The organism is Stenotrophomonas maltophilia R551-3 (assembly GCF_000020665.1).
Classification (GTDB): domain Bacteria; phylum Pseudomonadota; class Gammaproteobacteria; order Xanthomonadales; family Xanthomonadaceae; genus Stenotrophomonas; species Stenotrophomonas maltophilia_L.
Map to the genome: position 1 here is coordinate 404212 of NC_011071.1, position 15878 is coordinate 420089.

The window sequence follows — 15878 nt, forward strand, 5'->3', positions numbered from 1 at the left end:
CGAGCACCGCAGGTCCGGCGAGGGCGAAGAGGCGCGGGTGTCTGAGCGCAGCGAGTTCCGCGCCGTCCCTCGCCGGACCGAGGAGCACAGGGCACCGACGTGCGCAGCACGTCGGCTCGCGGCCGGCGGAGCGTTTCTTTTGGTTACTTTTCTTTTCGCGAAAAGAAAAGTAACGCCCGACCAAGCATCAGATACGCACGGCCCTTGTAGAGTCGAGCCATGCTCGACTGCGCGGTTCAACCCAGCATCTCCAGCCCGCGCACTTCGGTGATGCCCAGCCCCGGCACGTCGCTGATGCTGATCTCCGATTCGTTGAAGTGCACGCCGCCACTGACCGGGTCGAACTGGCCCAGCGAGGGGCCGTCGAGGTCGACCTTGGTGATCACATCGCTCTTGGCCACCGCCAGGTGCACCGCCGCGGCCACGCTGATGCTCGATTCGATCATGCAGCCGATCATGCAGGGCACACCGTAGATACCGGCGATGTCGGCGATGCGGATCGCGTTGGACAGGCCGCCGGTCTTCATCAACTTGATGTTGATGATGTCGGCCGCGCGCTGCTGGATCAGGTCCATCACCTGGCTCGGGCTGAACACGCTTTCGTCGGCCATCACCGGCGTGTTGACGCGGTCGGTCACGTACTTCAGGCCACTGATGTCGGCCGCCTTCACCGGCTGCTCCAGCAGCTCCAGCACCACGCCGGCCTCTTCCAGTGTGCGCATCGCATGCACCGCCTGCTTGGCGGTCCAGCCCTGGTTGGCATCCAGCCGAAGCAGGGCGCGGCCTTCCACGGCGGCGTGGATTGCCTTGACCCGTTCGATGTCCAGACCGATGTCCTTGCCAACCTTGATCTTCAGCGACTCGAAGCCGCGTTCGATCGCCGACAGCGAGTCAGCCACCATCTTGTCGATGTAGTCCACGCTGATGGTGATGTCGGTGGTGATCACCGGGTCGCCGCCGCCCAGCATCTGGTACAGCGGCGCGCCATGCAGCTGTGCCCACAGGTCGTACAGCGCGATCTCCACCGCCGCCTTGGCACTGCTGTTGCGCTCCATCGCGGTCTGCACCAGCGTGCACAGATGGTTGAGGTTGACCACGTCCTGGCCGATCAGGCGCGGCGCGATGAAGTGGCGGATCGCCTCGATGATCGAGCCGTGGGTATCACCGGTGATCACCGCGGTGGCCGGTGCTTCGCCATAGCCGGTGTGGCCGGTATCGGTGCGGATCAGCACCACCACGTCTTCCACGGTTTCCACCGTGCGCAGGGCGGTCTTGAACGGTGTTTTCAGCGGCACGCGCAGCATGCCCAGTTCGATGGCAGTGATCTTCATTCAGGAGTCTTGGCACGCAGGCGTTGGATGTTGGTGATGCGATCGATGTAGCGGACGCTGTCGCTGGCCATCATCGGCTCCAGCGGGGTGACCGAAACACCATTGAGATGGGCCTGCACGCGTTTGCCGTCTGCACCGTACCAGCTGCCGCCCGCCGTATCGTGGATGACCCAGGTGCGGCCGTCGACATGGCCGATGGCCATCATCACGTGGCCGGGGATGTAGACCAGATCGCCCACCTGCAGATCGGTGACGGCGCTGTCGCGCACGGCCTTGCCGTCCTTGCCGGTGAACGGCACGCGGTCCAGCGCCGGACTGACCGCCTGCGCGCTGGTATTGCGCGGTAGGAGCACGCCGAAGCTGCGGTAGATCTCGGAAACGAAACCGCTGCAGTCGCGGGTGTCGTAGTCGTGGCCCCAGCCGTAGCGTTCACCGAGGAATTTGAAGGCCTGCTGCAGCAGCAGGCGTGGAGTCAGCGGTAGGTAGTCGGCGGCGGTGTCCTGCGAACGCGGCAGCAGCGCCGGTACCAACTTCAACCGGCCATCGCTTTCGCGTACCGGCAGCTGCACCACCCACGCGGCGTGCGCCTGCTGGCCGTTCACCGGTTCGGCGGCCGGCCAGTCAGCCAGCACCGGCAGGCGCACGCCCATGTCCAGCTGCAGGCGCGAGACGCGTGGTTCTTCCGGTGTGTAGGCGGTCTGTGCGGTGGCGCCGGTGACGATGCGGTACGGCCCCTTCGCGCCGTAGCCGAGCACCGTGGCCTTGTCGCCGCTGGCGATGGCGTCGGCCTCGATCCACGCGCTGTAGCGTTCGCTGTGCACGAACAGCCAGCGGCCATCGGCGCTGCGATGGACCACGGCGACCTTGTCGCCGGGGAACAGAGCCGATTCCTGGAAGCGGTCGATGTCGGTGTCGCCGACGGTGCTGAAGACGCGCTCGCGGGTGGGGAAGGTGCGCAGTGCGGCGCGCTTCACCACCAGCCCGTATTGCGGTGTCGTCTGCGCGGGAATGGCATCAAGACCGAGATTGGCTTCGATCGCGCTGCGCAGTGCCGGGGTGATGGCCTGGCCCTCGTCGTTGTACAGCGTGCGGGTGGGCCAGCTCGACAGTGCGGTGATGCTGCCGCGCACTGCCGCTGCATCAAGCTGTGCGGGCAGCACGGCGATGTCCTGGATGTGTCTGTCCTGCGCCCGCATGCGTGCGTTCTGCGCGTCGATCTGCATGCGGTCGAGGATCGGGGTGTCGGCGTTTTCGAGCCGTGCTGCCCAGTAGCCCGGCGTGAGGTAGGCCTCGTGCAGGCCGATCACATACGGCAGCGGTGCGCCGGGATCGGGCGCCGGGGTGGCCTGTGCAAAGGCCGGTGCGGCCAGCAGGCACAGGGCCAGGGTCAACCGGCGCGGCCAGTGCCGGCGCGGTTCGCGGGAAGCCAGGATCATGCGCTGCACACCCTCCTCGAATGCCTGTAGGAATATTTATTCCTTTCTGTGTCGAAATCAAGAATAAATTATTGACCGCCCCCCCGGCCCGTGTTACACAGCCGTTACCACCCGCGCTTGGGAAGTGTCGCTGTGGATCCTGCCGTTCGCAAACTGCGTCTGCCTGCTGCTGCCGGCCTGAGTGCCGCGCTGCTGCTGTGCGCGTGGTCGGCGGGAGCGCAGCCACCGCCGTCGGCCACGCAGTTCGCGCAGGTGGTGCAGATGATCGATGCGGGACGGTTCTTCGAAGCGGGAAGTGCGCTGAACACGTGGTCGGCAGCGGATGCGGCGGAACCTGGCGTCAGCGAACAGGACATCGGCTTCCAGCAGGAGCGCATGCGGCGGATCCGCCTGGATTTCTCCCTGGACCAAGCCGCTGCCAAGGCGGCAGTACGCCGCTGGATTCCCGACCTGACTGACGAAGAATTCGCGCGCTGGGACCAGCTCGGCCTGATCGAACATCTCGATATCGACGGCACGCGCTGGTACTTCAAGCGCGCACCGTCGAACCTGTTCCTGCTCAGCGACGAAGCGCGCGCACGCCGCCGCGCGGATGCGCCGCTGCCGGCGCCCGGCCCGAACGAAGTGCTCAATGCACACCATGCGCGCGTGATCGCGGTGGCAGAACAGAGCGGCCAGGCCTCGGTGCTGCCGCAGCGCATCGAATTCATCCAGTCGCTCACGGTCAAGGCCGATGCGGTACCGGCGGGGGAAACGGTTCGTGCCTGGATTCCATACCCGCGCGAAATTCCTGGCCAACAGGAACGCGTGCAGTGGCTGGGCGGCACCCCCGGCAGGGCGCGCGTGGCACCGGCCAGCGCTCAGCAGCGCACCGCTTATCTGGAAGCAAAGGCGGTGGCTGGGCAGCCGACGCACTTCGAGATCCGCTACGCAGTATCGATCTTCGCCCACCACACTGCGATCGATCCGGCCAAGGTGCAGGCCACGCCGGCCGATGCGGCACTGAAACCCTACCTGGCCGAACAATTGCCGCATGTGCGCTTCACTCCGGCACTGAAGCTGTTCTCCGACCAGGTGCTGCAGGGGGAAACCCGCCCGTATGACGTGGTGCGAAAGCTGTTCACCGCCGTTGATCGCATTCCGTGGGCCGGCGCGCGCGAATACTCCACGATCAGCAGCATCAGTGATTACGCATTGCGCGCCGGCCATGCCGACTGCGGGCAGCAGACCCTGTTGCTGATCGCGCTGCTGCGCATGAACGGCATTCCCGCGCGCTGGCAGTCGGGCATGGTGTTCTCCGACGATGGCAGCGGCTACAACAACCTGCATGACTGGGGGCAGGTCTACCTGGCGCCGTATGGCTGGCTGCCGATGGACGTGACCACTGGTGCGCTGGCCAGCGATACGCCCGCGCTGCGTGATTTCTACCTCGGTGGCCTCGACGGCTACCGCATCGCCTTCAACGACGATTTCGGCCAGGCCCTGGTGCCGGCCAAACAGCACCACCGCTCGGAAACGGTCGACTCGCAGCGCGGCGAGGCCGAGTGGGCAGGCGGCAACCTGTACTTCGACCAATGGAACTACGACTTCCAGTGGCGGGTACTGCCAGCCGGGCAACGCTAGCGCGATACACCACCCACACCACCATTCAATTCTTGCAGGAGAGAGCAGGGGATGAAGGCTTACACCATCAAGCGGGCGGCGTTGTGCGTCGCCCTCGGGGCGTGCCTGGGCGCGATGCTGCCCAGCATCGCGTTGGCACAGAATGTCAGTGGCGCCGTGGCCGGCCGTGCCACCGCCGGCGACCAGGTCACCGTGGTCAGCAGCAGTACCGGCCTGACCCGCACCGTCACCGTCGGTGCCGATGGCAGTTACCGCCTGGGTCAATTACCGGTAGGCGACTACCAGCTGCAGCTCAGCCGTGAGGGCCAGGCGCTGGGCGATCAGGTCGCGGTCAGCGTCGCCGTCGGTGGCACCACCACGGTCAACCTGGCAAGTGGTGGCGGTGTCACCAATCTCGATGCACTGCAGGTGCGCGGCACCCGCGTGATCAACCGCGTGGATGTCTACTCCACCGAAACCTCGTTCAACATCAACCGCCAGGAGATCTCACGGCTGCCGGTAGCGCAGGACCTGTCCGCGGTCGCGCTGATGGCACCGGGCGTGGTGGGGGGCAATTCGTCGTTTGGTGGCCTGTCGTTCGCCGGCTCCTCGGTGGCCGAGAACGCTGTCTTCATCAACGGCCTCAATGTCACCGACATGTACACCCGGCGCGGCTTCAGTACCGCGCCATTCGCCTTCTTCAACGAGTTCCAGGTCAAGACCGGTGGCTACTCGGTCGAGTTCGGCCGCTCCACCGGCGGCGTGATCAATGCGGTGACCCGTTCGGGCAGCAACGTGTTCGAAGGCGGCGTGGAAGTGACCGCTGAACCGAGCGCGTGGCGTTCCAGTGGCGGCGATCATTTCCACCGTGACGGTACGCCGCATTCCTACGGAAGCCGCGACAACAATTCGTTCCTGAAGACCAACGTCTGGGGTTCCGGCCCGATCATCAAGGACAAGCTGTTCCTGTTCGCCATGTACGAGGACCGCAGTGACAAGGGACACAACACATCGTCCGATGGCAGTACCTGGTTCAAGAATGATTCCGGCAACGGCTTCTGGGGCACAAAGCTGGACTGGAACATCAACGACAACCACAGCCTGGCACTGCTGGCGTTCTCCGACGAGGGTGACGTCACCAATGCCTCGTATGGCTACAACTGGAACAACGACCGGCTTGGCGCCTGGGGGGGGGACTCGATCACCGAGACCGGCGGCCGCAACTGGTCGGCGACCTACACCGGTCATTTCGGGCAGAACTTCACTGCCCGCGCCATGGTCGGCCAGAACAAGCAGCGTGCGTTCACCAACTCGTCGCTGGACCAGGCCTGCAGCCCGGTGTTCACCGACAGCACCTACGGTCCGCGCCTGGGCAAGCTGCAGGGCCTGCGCGCCGGCTGCCATCCCACCGGCACGGCGGTGGCCGAGCGCGATGACACCCGCGACGTGGCCCGCCTGGACTTCGAGTGGCAGCTGGGCGACCACCTGCTGCGCTTCGGCGTGGACCGCGAGCTGATGACCACCGACCAGTCCACCCGCTACCCGGGACCGACCGCGCTGAGCTATACCGCCTACGTCGCGCGGCCCGGCGATGAAGTGTGGGACGGCGCCAACGCCTATGTTCCGGCCGGCGTCACCGAGATGCTGCGCGCACGCAACCGCCAGTCCGGCGGCAAGTTCGAGACCGAGGCCAACGCGTTCTACCTGGAAGACATCTGGAACATCACCCCGAACCTGATGCTCAACCTCGGTGTGCGCTGGGACCGTTTCGAGAACCGCACCGCCGCCGGCAAGGCGTTCATCAAGATGGACGACCTGATCGCACCGCGCGTCGGCTTCTCGTGGGACATGCGCGGTGATGGCAGCACCAAGCTGTTCGGCAACGCAGGCCGCTACTACCTGCCGGTGACCAACAACATCAACGTGAACTTCGCCGGTGGCCTGACCGACGAGTACAGCTACTACGTGCTCAACGGCTGGGAGCAGAAGACCTCGCCGACCGGCTCGCCGTACATGGCACCGATCGTCGGCCAGCAGATCGGGCCGACCGACACCCGCATGAACACCGGTGGCGCCGATCTGCGCCAGAGCGTGGACCGCGACCTGAAGGCGGTCTACCAGGATGAGTACATCCTCGGCTTCCAGAACATGATCAACCAGGCCTGGTCGTGGGGCGTCAATGCTACCTATCGGCGCATGACCCGCGCGCTGGATGACATCCGCATCAACTACACCCCCTGTGGCCCGACCCCGAGCACGCTGTGGCCGATCGCCAACCCGGGCGAGAGCCTGACGATATGGGGCGACAAGAGCATCGGCTGCGCCAATGAAGGCTGGATCACCATCGATACCGCCAACAGCGGCTACCGCAAGGGCGGCAGTGGCGAGGTGATCGGTTACTCCAAGCCCAAGCGCACCTACAAGGCGCTGGAGTTCCAGATCGACCGTGCATGGGACGAGAAGTGGATGCTCAACGCGTCCTACCTGTGGTCGAAGAGCGAGGGCAACTTCGAGGGCCCGGTCAACTCCGATACCAACTACGGCGACACCGGCATGGTCCAGTTCTGGGATCATCCGGCCACCAACGAGCGCTACGGCGTGCTGTTCAACGACTTCCGCCATCAGTTCAAGCTGCGTGCCGCCTACGCGCTGAACAAGCAGTGGTCGTTCGGCACCACGCTGCAGGTGCAGTCCGGTGGCCCGATCACTGCCTACGGCGTGATGTGGCCGAACGATTCCATCGCCGGTGGTAGTACCTCCAGCGAAGGCAGCGGCGGTGGCACCGGCTGGCTGTGCGTGGCCAACTGCTCGGGCCCGTACGACAAACGCCAGTTCGAGTACAGCCCGCGCGGCGCGTTCGGTCGCCTGCCGTGGACCTGGACCATGGGTGCCAATGTGACCTGGCGCCTGCCGGTGGAGGGCATCGACCTCAGCGCGCGGCTGTCGGTGTACAACCTGTTCAACAACCAGAAGACCATCAACGTGCATCAGCGCTATGAAGCGCAGCCGGGACAGTACCGCGAAGCTACCTTCGCAACCGGCACGCGTTGGCAGGCGCCGCGCTACACCCAGCTGGTGGTGACCTGGAACTTCTGAGGCCGTGATCCGCGCCGTCCACCGTGACGGCGCGGGCAATGGAGGCGCTGCCCGCATGCACCATCTGCTGATCCTCGCAGCGGCACTGACCGCTCCTTCCGCTTCGGCAGCCGATACCGCATCCATCGATGCGGATGTCGCCGCCGTGGTCCGCGTCGAGCATCTGCCCGGACTGGCGATGGCGGTGGTCGAGAACGGGCAGGTGGTCCATCGCCATGTGGAAGGTACGCGTGGTGATGGAGGCCGCATCGATGACGACACGCTGTTCAAGATTGCCTCCAACAGCAAGGCGATGACCGCCGCGCTGCTGGCACGGCTGGTGCAACAGGGCAAGCTGCGCTGGGACGATCCAGTGCAGCGGCATCTGCCGGGCTTCCGAATGCATGACGCGTGGGTCGGCCGGCAGATGCAGGTGCGCGATCTGCTGATCCACAACAGTGGGCTCGGATTAGGTGCCGGCGATCTGATGCTGTGGCCGGAGCCGAACGCGTTCACCCGCGCCGATATCATCGCCGGACTGGCGCACCTGAAGCCGGTCAGCAGCTTCCGCAGCCACTATGCCTACGACAACCTGATGTACGTGGTGGCCGGTGAAGTGGCTGCTGCGGCCGGTGGCAAACCGTACGACCAGCTGATGCGCGAGCAGGTGTTTGAACCACTGGGCATGACGCGCTGCCAAGTGGGGGCATGGTCGGTGAAGCGCGTGGGCAATGTGGCGCAGCCGCACGCCTGGCGTGGTGAACGCAACGAGGTGGTGAACGCCGACGGTGAGACCAGCCCTGACCTGCCGTCGATGGCAGCTGGCGGCATCCGCTGTTCGCTGCGTGACATGACGCGTTGGATGCAGGTGCTGCTGGATCCTGCCCTGGTGCCGGACTGGCTGGGCAGCGAGCAGCGGCGCACGCTGTGGACCCTGCACATGCCGATGCCGCTGGGTGAGCGCCAGCGGCGCTGGGACAACGCGCACTTCCATGGCTACGGCTACGGCTGGCGGGTGTCCGACATGGATGGACAGTGGAAGGTGGCGCACACCGGCACGCTGTCGGGCATGTACTCGTCGCTGGCGCTGCTGCCCGACCGCAAGGTGGGCGTGGTGATGCTGATCAATGGCGAAGGCGAGGATGCGCGTGTCGCGTTGATGCAGGCCGCGCTGAAGCGCTTCACCGCGCCAGATGAAGCGCGGCCTGCGATGGAGTACCTGGCCGAACTGAAGGCGGACCAGGCAACGCGGGCGGCGACCGGCCATTCGCGGCCGTCCACCGTTGCGGCGCAGGAGACGAGCCGCACGGATCTGCCACGCTGGCAGGGCCGTTACCGCGATCCGTGGCTGGGTCCGGCCTCACTGTGCCCGGGCGCGGACGGCCTGCGCTTCAGCGTGGACAAGTCGCCAAAGCTGCGGGCCACGGTGCTGCAGTTGCAGGGGCGTTGGCTGCTGCGCTGGGATACGCTGGGCGAAGACGCACAGGCCTGGCTGCAGCCCGGTGACGGTGCGCCGCCCACGCTGGACCTGCGTGCCATCGACCCGGACATCGACTTCAGCTATGACTTCCAGGATCTGCATTTCACTCGTACTGGCGACTGCGCTGGCAGCGACCACCCGCGCCGCTGAGCCACCGCGCGTTTCACCGGCCACTGATGCCGCCAGCGCCGGATTAGTGGAGATCCGCACGTTGTCGCCAGGCATCGACATGGACATCCGCTACGCCGGCGCCAACAACTTCACCGGTGCGCGCGTGCCGGGCTACGAGGCGCCGTCCTGCTATCTGCTGGCGCCGGTGGCGAAGGCGCTGGCGCAGGTGGAACAGGACCTGCGCGCGGATGGCTTTGGCCTGCGCATCTACGACTGCTATCGGCCGGTACGTTCGGTGCAGGCCTTCATGGCCTGGGTGAACGACCCCAGCGAGCTTTCGCGGAAGGCTTTGCAGTACCCGGATCTGGACAAGCCACGGTTGCTGGCCGACGGCTACATCGCCGAGCGCTCCGGCCATAGCCGCGGCGCCACGGTCGATCTCGGTCTGCTGGATTGCCGCAACGGTCGCTGCAAGCCGATGGACATGGGTACCGACTTCGATTTCTTCGGCCCACGTGCGCATACGCAGACGAGCGGACTGAGCGATGCACAGCAGGCCAATCGGCAGCAGCTGGTAAGCGCGATGGCCCGGCGAGGCTTCGCCAACTACCCGAAGGAGTGGTGGCACTACACCCTGCAGCCCGAACCGGACCCCGGCACCGCATACGACGTCCCCGTGCGGTAGGGACATCGGCAGAGGGGCGCCGCTGTTGGTAGGTGTCGACCTTGGTCGACACGGTAGATCCACGCCATGCGTGGACGCCTTTCGTTCAATCATCGGAGTACTCGATTTCGATGGAGATTTCGTCCACGCATGGCGTGGATCTACCAGAAACCGGATTGGCGCGATGGCGCGCAGCAGGGCGCCGCCCTGCCGATACCCTTACACTGGCCGCCATCCCACCGTTGCCCACCCGATGAACCTTCCCCTGCACTTCGGCCTGCTCGGTACCCTCGAAGCGGGCGCCATCGCCCTGCTGGTCGGGCTGCTGGTGTACTTCCTGTGGTCGCAGCTGTGCCGGCTGCTGCACTGGACGGTCGGCCACGCCATCGGCTGGTCGTGTGTCATCGCCGTGATCATCTCCGCCGGCATCGATGCCTGGAAGCTGTTCTACATGGGCATCGTGCGCCTGGAGTCGCCCCTGTATGCGCGCCTGTTCCTCGCCACCATCCACGATCCGAACGAACTCGGCAGCCGCGTGGTGCTGGAAATCGCCGGTGCGCTTGCCGGTGTTGCCCTCGGCTGGGTGATGTTCAGTTCGCGGTCATCGGCGCAGAACGTCGACTGACGCAGGTTTTTCGTTGGTTGCCGGTTAAATCAGGCAGCGCTGAATGCGCAGCTTATGAGCCACTCACTTCGTGCTAACCACCGCGCTAAAGCATGCGCGTAGGTCAGTGGTTAATCGTGCGTGTTGACGCCGGTCGCGACGCAAAATCGATTCAGAAACGCGGTGGCAGGGTAGGTGCCGTGCGGAGACAACACGCCGCGCAACACCACCCAATTGGTAGGAGACACCCCTGATGACTATTCGCAACCGCAAGCCCCTGATCGCCCTGATCGTCGCCGCCGGCAGCGTGCTGGCCATTCCGGCGATGGCCCAGTCGGCCAAGCAGCAGGCCGCGCAGGCACAGAACGAGGCTGCACAGGCGCAGCAGTCGGCGGCACAGGCAGGGCAGGCGGCTGACCAGGCGACCAATGCGGCCGCAGCGGCTTCGGCACAGGCCAATGGCGGTGGCCAGACCTGGGCCAGCATCGATACCGATGGCAACGGCACCATCAGCAAGACCGAGGCGCAGGTGAACGCCGGCCTCGCCCAGGTGTTCGACCAGGCCGATACCAACAAGGACGGCGAGCTGAGCGCCGATGAGTACAAGGCCTACGTGGCCGCCCAGCAGGCCGGTGCAGGTGCCGGCGCGGCGCAGGGCCGCTGATCCACGCCTGATTCGGGAAGACCGGTGCATGGGGACCCGGGCGGCTGCGGCCGCCCGGGTTTTTCTCGTCAACGCCGCCCCTGTATCCTTGGCCGATGAATACCCCCACGCCTGCGCCGTCGCGCGCCATCGGCCTGGTCGGTTTTGACGGTGACGATACGCTGTGGAAGAGCGAGGACTACTACCGCAAGGCCGAGCAGGATTATCTTGACCTGCTGTCGCGCTATGTCGACGTGCATGACACCCAGACCGCGCGTCACCTGCTGGAAGTGCAGCAGCGCCATCTGGGTACCTTCGGCTACGGCGTGAAGAGCATGACGCTGTCGATGATCGAAGCGGCCATCGACATCACCGGCCAGCGCATCGAGGCCAAGGACATCCAGCGCATCCTGGAGATCGGCCACGACACCCTGCGCCACCCGGTCGAGCTGATCGACGGCGTGCGTGAAGCAGTGGCTGCGATCGCCGAAGATTATCCGGTGGTGCTGATCACCAAGGGCGACCTGTTCCACCAGGAAGCCAAGATCAAGGTCGCCAATCTCGCCGAGCTGTTCCCGCGCATCGAGATCGTTTCGGAGAAGGACCCGGAAACCTACGCCCGCGTGCTGGCCGAATTCGACCTGCCGATGCAGCGCTTCGTGATGGTCGGCAACTCGCTGCGTTCGGACATCGAGCCGGTGGTGACCCTGGGCGGCTGGGGCGTGCATACCCCGTACGCAGTGACCTGGGCCCACGAGACCCAGCACGGCGTGGCCGACGACGAACCGCGCATGGTCACCGCCGACACCGCCCACGATTGGCCGGCCGCACTGGCGGCGATCGAGGCCAAGGCCTCGGCGGCGGCCTGACAGGGCGCGGCGGCTGCGGCAGAATCGGGGCATGAACGTCCGACTGCGCGCACTGTTGTTGTCCCTGCTGCTGGCGCCGGCCACCGTGCTGGCCCAGCAGACCGCCGAGCGTTCGGCCGCCTACGAGGTGGAAACCGGTGACCGCTGGGTCGATGCCCAGCTGCAGGACATCAATCACTACGCCGAACGCTACCCGGACGCCTTCCTCGATGAAGTGTCGCGCTATGCCGGCGTGCCGCGCGGCTACATCAGCGCGCTGTTCACCACCCATGGCTGGCAGGCCGGGGACATCTACTTCGCCTGCTTCTGGGCCAAGGCCAGCGGCCAGACCTGCCGCGACAGCGTGCGCGCCTTCAGCCAGGACCCGGAGGGCGGCTGGGAGACGGTGGTGAAGCGCATGCCGACCAAGCCGGACAACCTGCATTACCGCGCCGTGCGCCATGCCATCGTGGCCAGCTACCAGCACTGGGACCGGCCGATCACCCTGGATGCCACCCTGAAGCGCCAGCTGAAGCGGTAGCGCCGGGCCACGCCCGGCGAGCGCGCAGCGCGGCCCTGGAATCCGCCGGGCATGGCCCGGCGCTACCCATATTTCTCATGTTGCTCTGCATATCGCCGCGGCCCCGCGCTCCGGCGACAATACGGGTTCTCGCTGTTCCCCGTTCCCGTAATCGAGTGACTGATGAGCGCCTCTTTCGTTTCGCCTGATGTGATCCGCCGCCTGTTCGCGCAGGCCATGTCCCGCATGTACCGCACCGAAGTGCCGCTGTACGGCACGCTGGTGGAACTGGTGGAGCGGATCAACGCGCAGGTGCTTGACCAGGACCCTGCGCTGGCCGCGCAGCTGCAGCGCAACGACGAGCGCGCGCGCCTGGATGAAGAGCGCCACGGCGCGATCCGGGTCGGCACCGTGCAGGAACTGGCCACGCTGCGCCGCCTGTTCGCGGTGATGGGCATGTACCCGGTGGGCTACTACGACCTGTCGGTGGCCGGCGTGCCGGTGCACTCCACCGCGTTCCGCCCGCTCACCGGTGCCGCGCTGGCGCAGAACCCGTTCCGCGTGTTCACCTCGCTGCTGCGCCTGGAGCTGATCGAAGACGAAACCCTGCGTGCCGAGTCGGCAAAGATCCTGGCACGTCGCCGCATCTTCACCGACGGCGCGCTGGCGCTGATCGACCAGGCCGAGCGTGACGGCGGGCTGTCGCAGGCCGACGCCGAGCGCTTTGTCGATGAAGCCTTGGAAACCTTCCGTTGGCACGGCGATGCCACCGTCGATCTGCCGACCTACCACGCGCTGCACAACGCGCACCGGCTGGTGGCCGACGTGGTCAGCTTCCGCGGCCCGCACATCAACCACCTGACCCCGCGCACGCTGGACATCGATGCCGCGCAGGCCGCGATGATCGAATACGGCATGGCCGCCAAGGCGGTGATCGAAGGCCCGCCGCGCCGCGCCTGCCCGATCCTGCTGCGGCAGACCAGTTTCAAGGCACTGGAAGAAGCCGTGCAGTTCCCGGACAGCGAAGGTGGCGATGCCGGTACCCATACCGCGCGCTTCGGCGAGATCGAACAGCGTGGCCTTGCGCTGACCCCGAAGGGCCGCGCGCTGTACGACCAGCTGCTGTCGCAGGCACGCGATGCCGGTGGCGAAGGCAGCACTGGTGGCGACTACGGCCAGCGCCTGCAGGCGGTGTTCGCCAGCTTCCCGGATGACCATGACACGCTGCGCCAGGAAGGCCTGGGCTATTACCGCTACCAGCTGACCGACGCTGGCCGCGCTGCGCCGGAACGCGTGGCTGATCTGCCAGCTGAAGTGCTGGTGGCCGCGGGCCTGGCCACCGCCGACCCGATCGTCTACGAGGATTTCCTGCCGGTCAGTGCCGCAGGCATCTTCCAGTCGAACCTGGGCGGTGAAGAACAGCGCGCCTATGCCGCACATGCCAACCGCGAAGCCTTCGAGCAGGCGCTGGGCGTGGCGGTGCATGACGAGTTCGAGATCTACGAGCGGCTGCAGGCCGAATCGCTGGCGGCGCTGCGCACCGCGTGAAGGTAGAGCCGGCCGCTGGCCGGCTGTTCTGGGGAGCCGGCCAGCGGCCGGCTCTACCCGATGTCCGTACCTGGGGTCAGAGCCCTTTCCAATGGAAAGGGATCCGACCCCGACGGCGATCAGCCCTTCATCGTGCCGGTATCCAGCCAACGCTGGTGCCACGACAGCGCTTCCGGCAGCAAGTGCGGGGTGTGCTTGCCGTAGCTCTCGCGGCTGGCGCGGTCGAAGTAATCCTGCAGCTGCGGACGGAAATCCGGATGCGCGCAGTTGTCGATCAGCACCTGCGCGCGCTTGCGCGGGGTCAGGCCACGCAGGTCGGCCAGGCCCTGTTCGGTGACGATCACCGACACGTCGTGCTCGGTGTGGTCGACATGGCTGGCCATCGGCACGATCGCCGAAATGGTGCCGTTCTTCGCGGTGGACGGGCTCAGGAACGCTGACAGGAAACCATTGCGGGCAAAGTCACCCGAACCGCCGATGCCGTTCATGATCCGCGTGCCCATCACGTGCGTCGAATTGACGTTGCCGTAGATGTCCACCTCGATCATGCCGTTCATGCCGATGCAGCCCAGGCGGCGCACCAGTTCCGGATGGTTGGAGATTTCCTGCGTGCGCATGATGATGCGCTCGCGGTAGAAATCGATGTTCTCCTTGAACGTCTCGTTGGCCTGCGGGCTCAGCGCGAAGCCGGTGCACGAGGCGTAGCTCAGCACGCCGTCGCGCAGCAGATCGAGCATGCCGTCCTGGATCACTTCGGTGAACGCGGCCAGGTCGCGGAAGCCGCTCTTGGCCAGGCCGGCCAGCACGGCGTTGGGGATGTTGCCCACGCCCGACTGCAGCGGCAGCAGGTTCGGCGGCAGGCGGCCCTTCTTCACCTCGTGCTTGAGGAATTCGATCAGGTGCGACGCGATCTGCTCGCTGGTCGCATCGATCGGGCTGAACGGGCTGTTGCGGTCCGGGCCGTTGGTGCGCACCACGGCCACGATCTTGTCCGGGTCGCAGCGCAGCGCGGTGTCGCCGATGCGGTCGTTGGCGTTCACCAGCGGAATCGGCTTGCGGTGCGGCGGCAGCGCGGTGCCGTAGTAGATGTCATGCATGCCGTCGACGCCGGCCGGCTGCCATTCGTTGACCTCGACGATCACCTTCTTGGCCAGGTCCAGCCAGGTCTTGTTGTTGCCGACCGAGGTGGAGGGCACCAGCGAACCATCCTCGCGGATGGCCGAGACCTCGATCACGGCGGTATCGATCTCGCCATAGAAACCGAACCACACGTGCTGGGCCACGTGGCTGAGGTGGATGTCGATGTAATCCAGCTTGCCCTCGTTGATGCGGTTGCGCGCATCCGGGTCGCTCTGGAACGGCATGCGCATGGCGATGCCATCGGCCTTGGCCAGCGCGCCATCGAGTTCCGGCGCGGTGGAGGCGCCAGTCATCAGGCTGATCTGGAAGGGCTGGCCCTGGGCATGCACCGCTTCGATGCGGCGGGCCAGTTCGACGGGAACGGCCTTGGGATACCCGGAGCCGGTAAAGCCGCTCATGGCCACGGTTTCACCGGGCTGGATCAGCGCGGCTGCGGCCTCCGCGGAGACCACGCGGTCACGAAGACGCGCGTTGGCGATGCGATCAACAGACATGACGACACGTGTTGCTGGGGGGAATTCCGATTATCGGCCATCCTCATCCGTACGGGGGGTTCTACCTTCGTGGAATGGCTTTTCCCGCAGGGGTCACCCAAACCCGCCGGTTTTGTTTTGCAGTGCAGCGTGCAAAGTGCTTTCGCAGCCCGCACGATGGACCTGCATCCCGACGTGGGGGAGGGAGCAGAGCCCGCTGGCAGTTCGCTGCAAGCGGGCTTTTTTATTGTCTGCCGTCCAGTATGAATACGCGGTTCCCATCGGGGGTCGGATCCTTTTGCCACAGGCAAAAGGCTCTGACCCCACCAGGGGCATCAACCGGCGGCATCTCGGGGTCAGAGCCCTTCGCCGTTGGCAAAGGGATCCGACCCCGCGAGAATCA

General features: G+C 65.9%; 12 protein-coding genes. 9 read left to right on the forward strand and 3 right to left on the reverse strand.

Going from position 1 to position 15878, the window contains the following annotated elements:
• Nucleotides 1–236 precede the first annotated feature (236 nt).
• Both SMAL_RS01770 and SMAL_RS01775 read right to left on the reverse strand, forming a co-directional pair.
• Nucleotides 237–1331 (reverse strand): dipeptide epimerase, encoded by a 1095-nt coding sequence (locus SMAL_RS01770; RefSeq protein ID WP_004139139.1) that lies wholly within the window; start codon nt 1329–1331, stop codon nt 237–239.
• Nucleotides 1328–2767 carry a C40 family peptidase gene (locus tag SMAL_RS01775; protein ID WP_012509856.1) on the reverse strand — a complete coding sequence of 480 codons (1440 nt, stop codon included), beginning with the start codon at nt 2765–2767 and terminating at the stop codon, nt 1328–1330. The genes SMAL_RS01770 and SMAL_RS01775 overlap by 4 nt, the downstream gene beginning before the upstream one ends.
• 132 nt (nt 2768–2899) lie before the next feature.
• Here SMAL_RS01775 and SMAL_RS01780 point away from each other — a divergent pair, with 132 nt between their 5' ends.
• The 9 genes from SMAL_RS01780 to hglS all read left to right on the forward strand — a co-directional run bounded on the left by SMAL_RS01780 (nt 2900) and on the right by hglS (nt 13862).
• On the forward strand, nt 2900–4390 hold the full coding sequence (locus tag SMAL_RS01780) for a transglutaminase-like domain-containing protein (RefSeq protein ID WP_041864464.1): 1491 nt from the start codon (nt 2900–2902) through the stop codon (nt 4388–4390).
• A gap of 51 nt (nt 4391–4441) precedes the next feature.
• Nucleotides 4442–7465: a TonB-dependent receptor gene (locus tag SMAL_RS01785; protein WP_012509858.1), complete on the forward strand. Its 3024-nt coding sequence runs from the start codon at nt 4442–4444 to the stop codon at nt 7463–7465.
• A gap of 55 nt (nt 7466–7520) precedes the next feature.
• Nucleotides 7521–9074 carry a serine hydrolase domain-containing protein gene (locus tag SMAL_RS01790; protein ID WP_012509859.1) on the forward strand — a complete coding sequence of 518 codons (1554 nt, stop codon included), beginning with the start codon at nt 7521–7523 and terminating at the stop codon, nt 9072–9074.
• On the forward strand, nt 9007–9720 hold the full coding sequence (locus tag SMAL_RS01795; protein WP_012509860.1) for a M15 family metallopeptidase: 714 nt from the start codon (nt 9007–9009) through the stop codon (nt 9718–9720). The genes SMAL_RS01790 and SMAL_RS01795 overlap by 68 nt, the downstream gene beginning before the upstream one ends.
• A 232-nt stretch (nt 9721–9952) precedes the next feature.
• Nucleotides 9953–10324, forward strand: a complete 372-nt coding sequence (locus SMAL_RS01800) for a hypothetical protein (RefSeq protein WP_012509861.1) — start codon at nt 9953–9955, stop codon at nt 10322–10324.
• A gap of 232 nt (nt 10325–10556) precedes the next feature.
• Nucleotides 10557–10967, forward strand: a complete 411-nt coding sequence (locus tag SMAL_RS01805) for an EF-hand domain-containing protein (RefSeq protein ID WP_004139214.1) — start codon at nt 10557–10559, stop codon at nt 10965–10967.
• A gap of 95 nt (nt 10968–11062) precedes the next feature.
• Nucleotides 11063–11815 carry an HAD family hydrolase gene (locus tag SMAL_RS01810; RefSeq protein ID WP_004139358.1) on the forward strand — a complete coding sequence of 251 codons (753 nt, stop codon included), beginning with the start codon at nt 11063–11065 and terminating at the stop codon, nt 11813–11815.
• Nucleotides 11816–11846: 31 nt separating this feature from the next.
• Nucleotides 11847–12335: a hypothetical protein gene (locus SMAL_RS01815; RefSeq protein ID WP_012509862.1), complete on the forward strand. Its 489-nt coding sequence runs from the start codon at nt 11847–11849 to the stop codon at nt 12333–12335.
• A 162-nt stretch (nt 12336–12497) separates the two neighbouring features.
• The gene (gene hglS, locus SMAL_RS01820) at nt 12498–13862 is read left to right on the forward strand and encodes a 2-oxoadipate dioxygenase/decarboxylase HglS (protein WP_012509863.1); all 1365 of its coding nucleotides are present in this window, start codon (nt 12498–12500) and stop codon (nt 13860–13862) included.
• A gap of 119 nt (nt 13863–13981) precedes the next feature.
• Here the strand turns inward: hglS and scpC are convergent, their stop codons facing one another.
• Nucleotides 13982–15496, reverse strand: coding sequence for a succinyl-CoA:acetate CoA-transferase ScpC (gene scpC, locus SMAL_RS01825; protein ID WP_012509864.1), 1515 nt, complete (start codon nt 15494–15496; stop codon nt 13982–13984).
• Nucleotides 15497–15878 lie beyond the last annotated feature (382 nt).

What these genes read in the sequence shown, in the direction of transcription:
- SMAL_RS01800 (WP_012509861.1), top strand. Translation starts at nt 9,953, where the DNA reads ATGAACCTTCCCCTGCACTTCGGCCTGCTCGGTACCCTCGAAGCGGGC.
- SMAL_RS01785 (WP_012509858.1), top strand. Translation starts at nt 4,442, where the DNA reads ATGAAGGCTTACACCATCAAGCGGGCGGCGTTGTGCGTCGCCCTCGGG.
- SMAL_RS01790 (WP_012509859.1), top strand. Translation starts at nt 7,521, where the DNA reads ATGCACCATCTGCTGATCCTCGCAGCGGCACTGACCGCTCCTTCCGCT.
- SMAL_RS01775 (WP_012509856.1), bottom strand. Translation starts at nt 2,767, where the DNA reads ATGATCCTGGCTTCCCGCGAACCGCGCCGGCACTGGCCGCGCCGGTTG.
- SMAL_RS01770 (WP_004139139.1), bottom strand. Translation starts at nt 1,331, where the DNA reads ATGAAGATCACTGCCATCGAACTGGGCATGCTGCGCGTGCCGCTGAAA.
- SMAL_RS01805 (WP_004139214.1), top strand. Translation starts at nt 10,557, where the DNA reads ATGACTATTCGCAACCGCAAGCCCCTGATCGCCCTGATCGTCGCCGCC.
- SMAL_RS01795 (WP_012509860.1), top strand. Translation starts at nt 9,007, where the DNA reads ATGACTTCCAGGATCTGCATTTCACTCGTACTGGCGACTGCGCTGGCA.
- SMAL_RS01815 (WP_012509862.1), top strand. Translation starts at nt 11,847, where the DNA reads ATGAACGTCCGACTGCGCGCACTGTTGTTGTCCCTGCTGCTGGCGCCG.
- scpC (WP_012509864.1), bottom strand. Translation starts at nt 15,496, where the DNA reads ATGTCTGTTGATCGCATCGCCAACGCGCGTCTTCGTGACCGCGTGGTC.
- hglS (WP_012509863.1), top strand. Translation starts at nt 12,498, where the DNA reads ATGAGCGCCTCTTTCGTTTCGCCTGATGTGATCCGCCGCCTGTTCGCG.
- SMAL_RS01810 (WP_004139358.1), top strand. Translation starts at nt 11,063, where the DNA reads ATGAATACCCCCACGCCTGCGCCGTCGCGCGCCATCGGCCTGGTCGGT.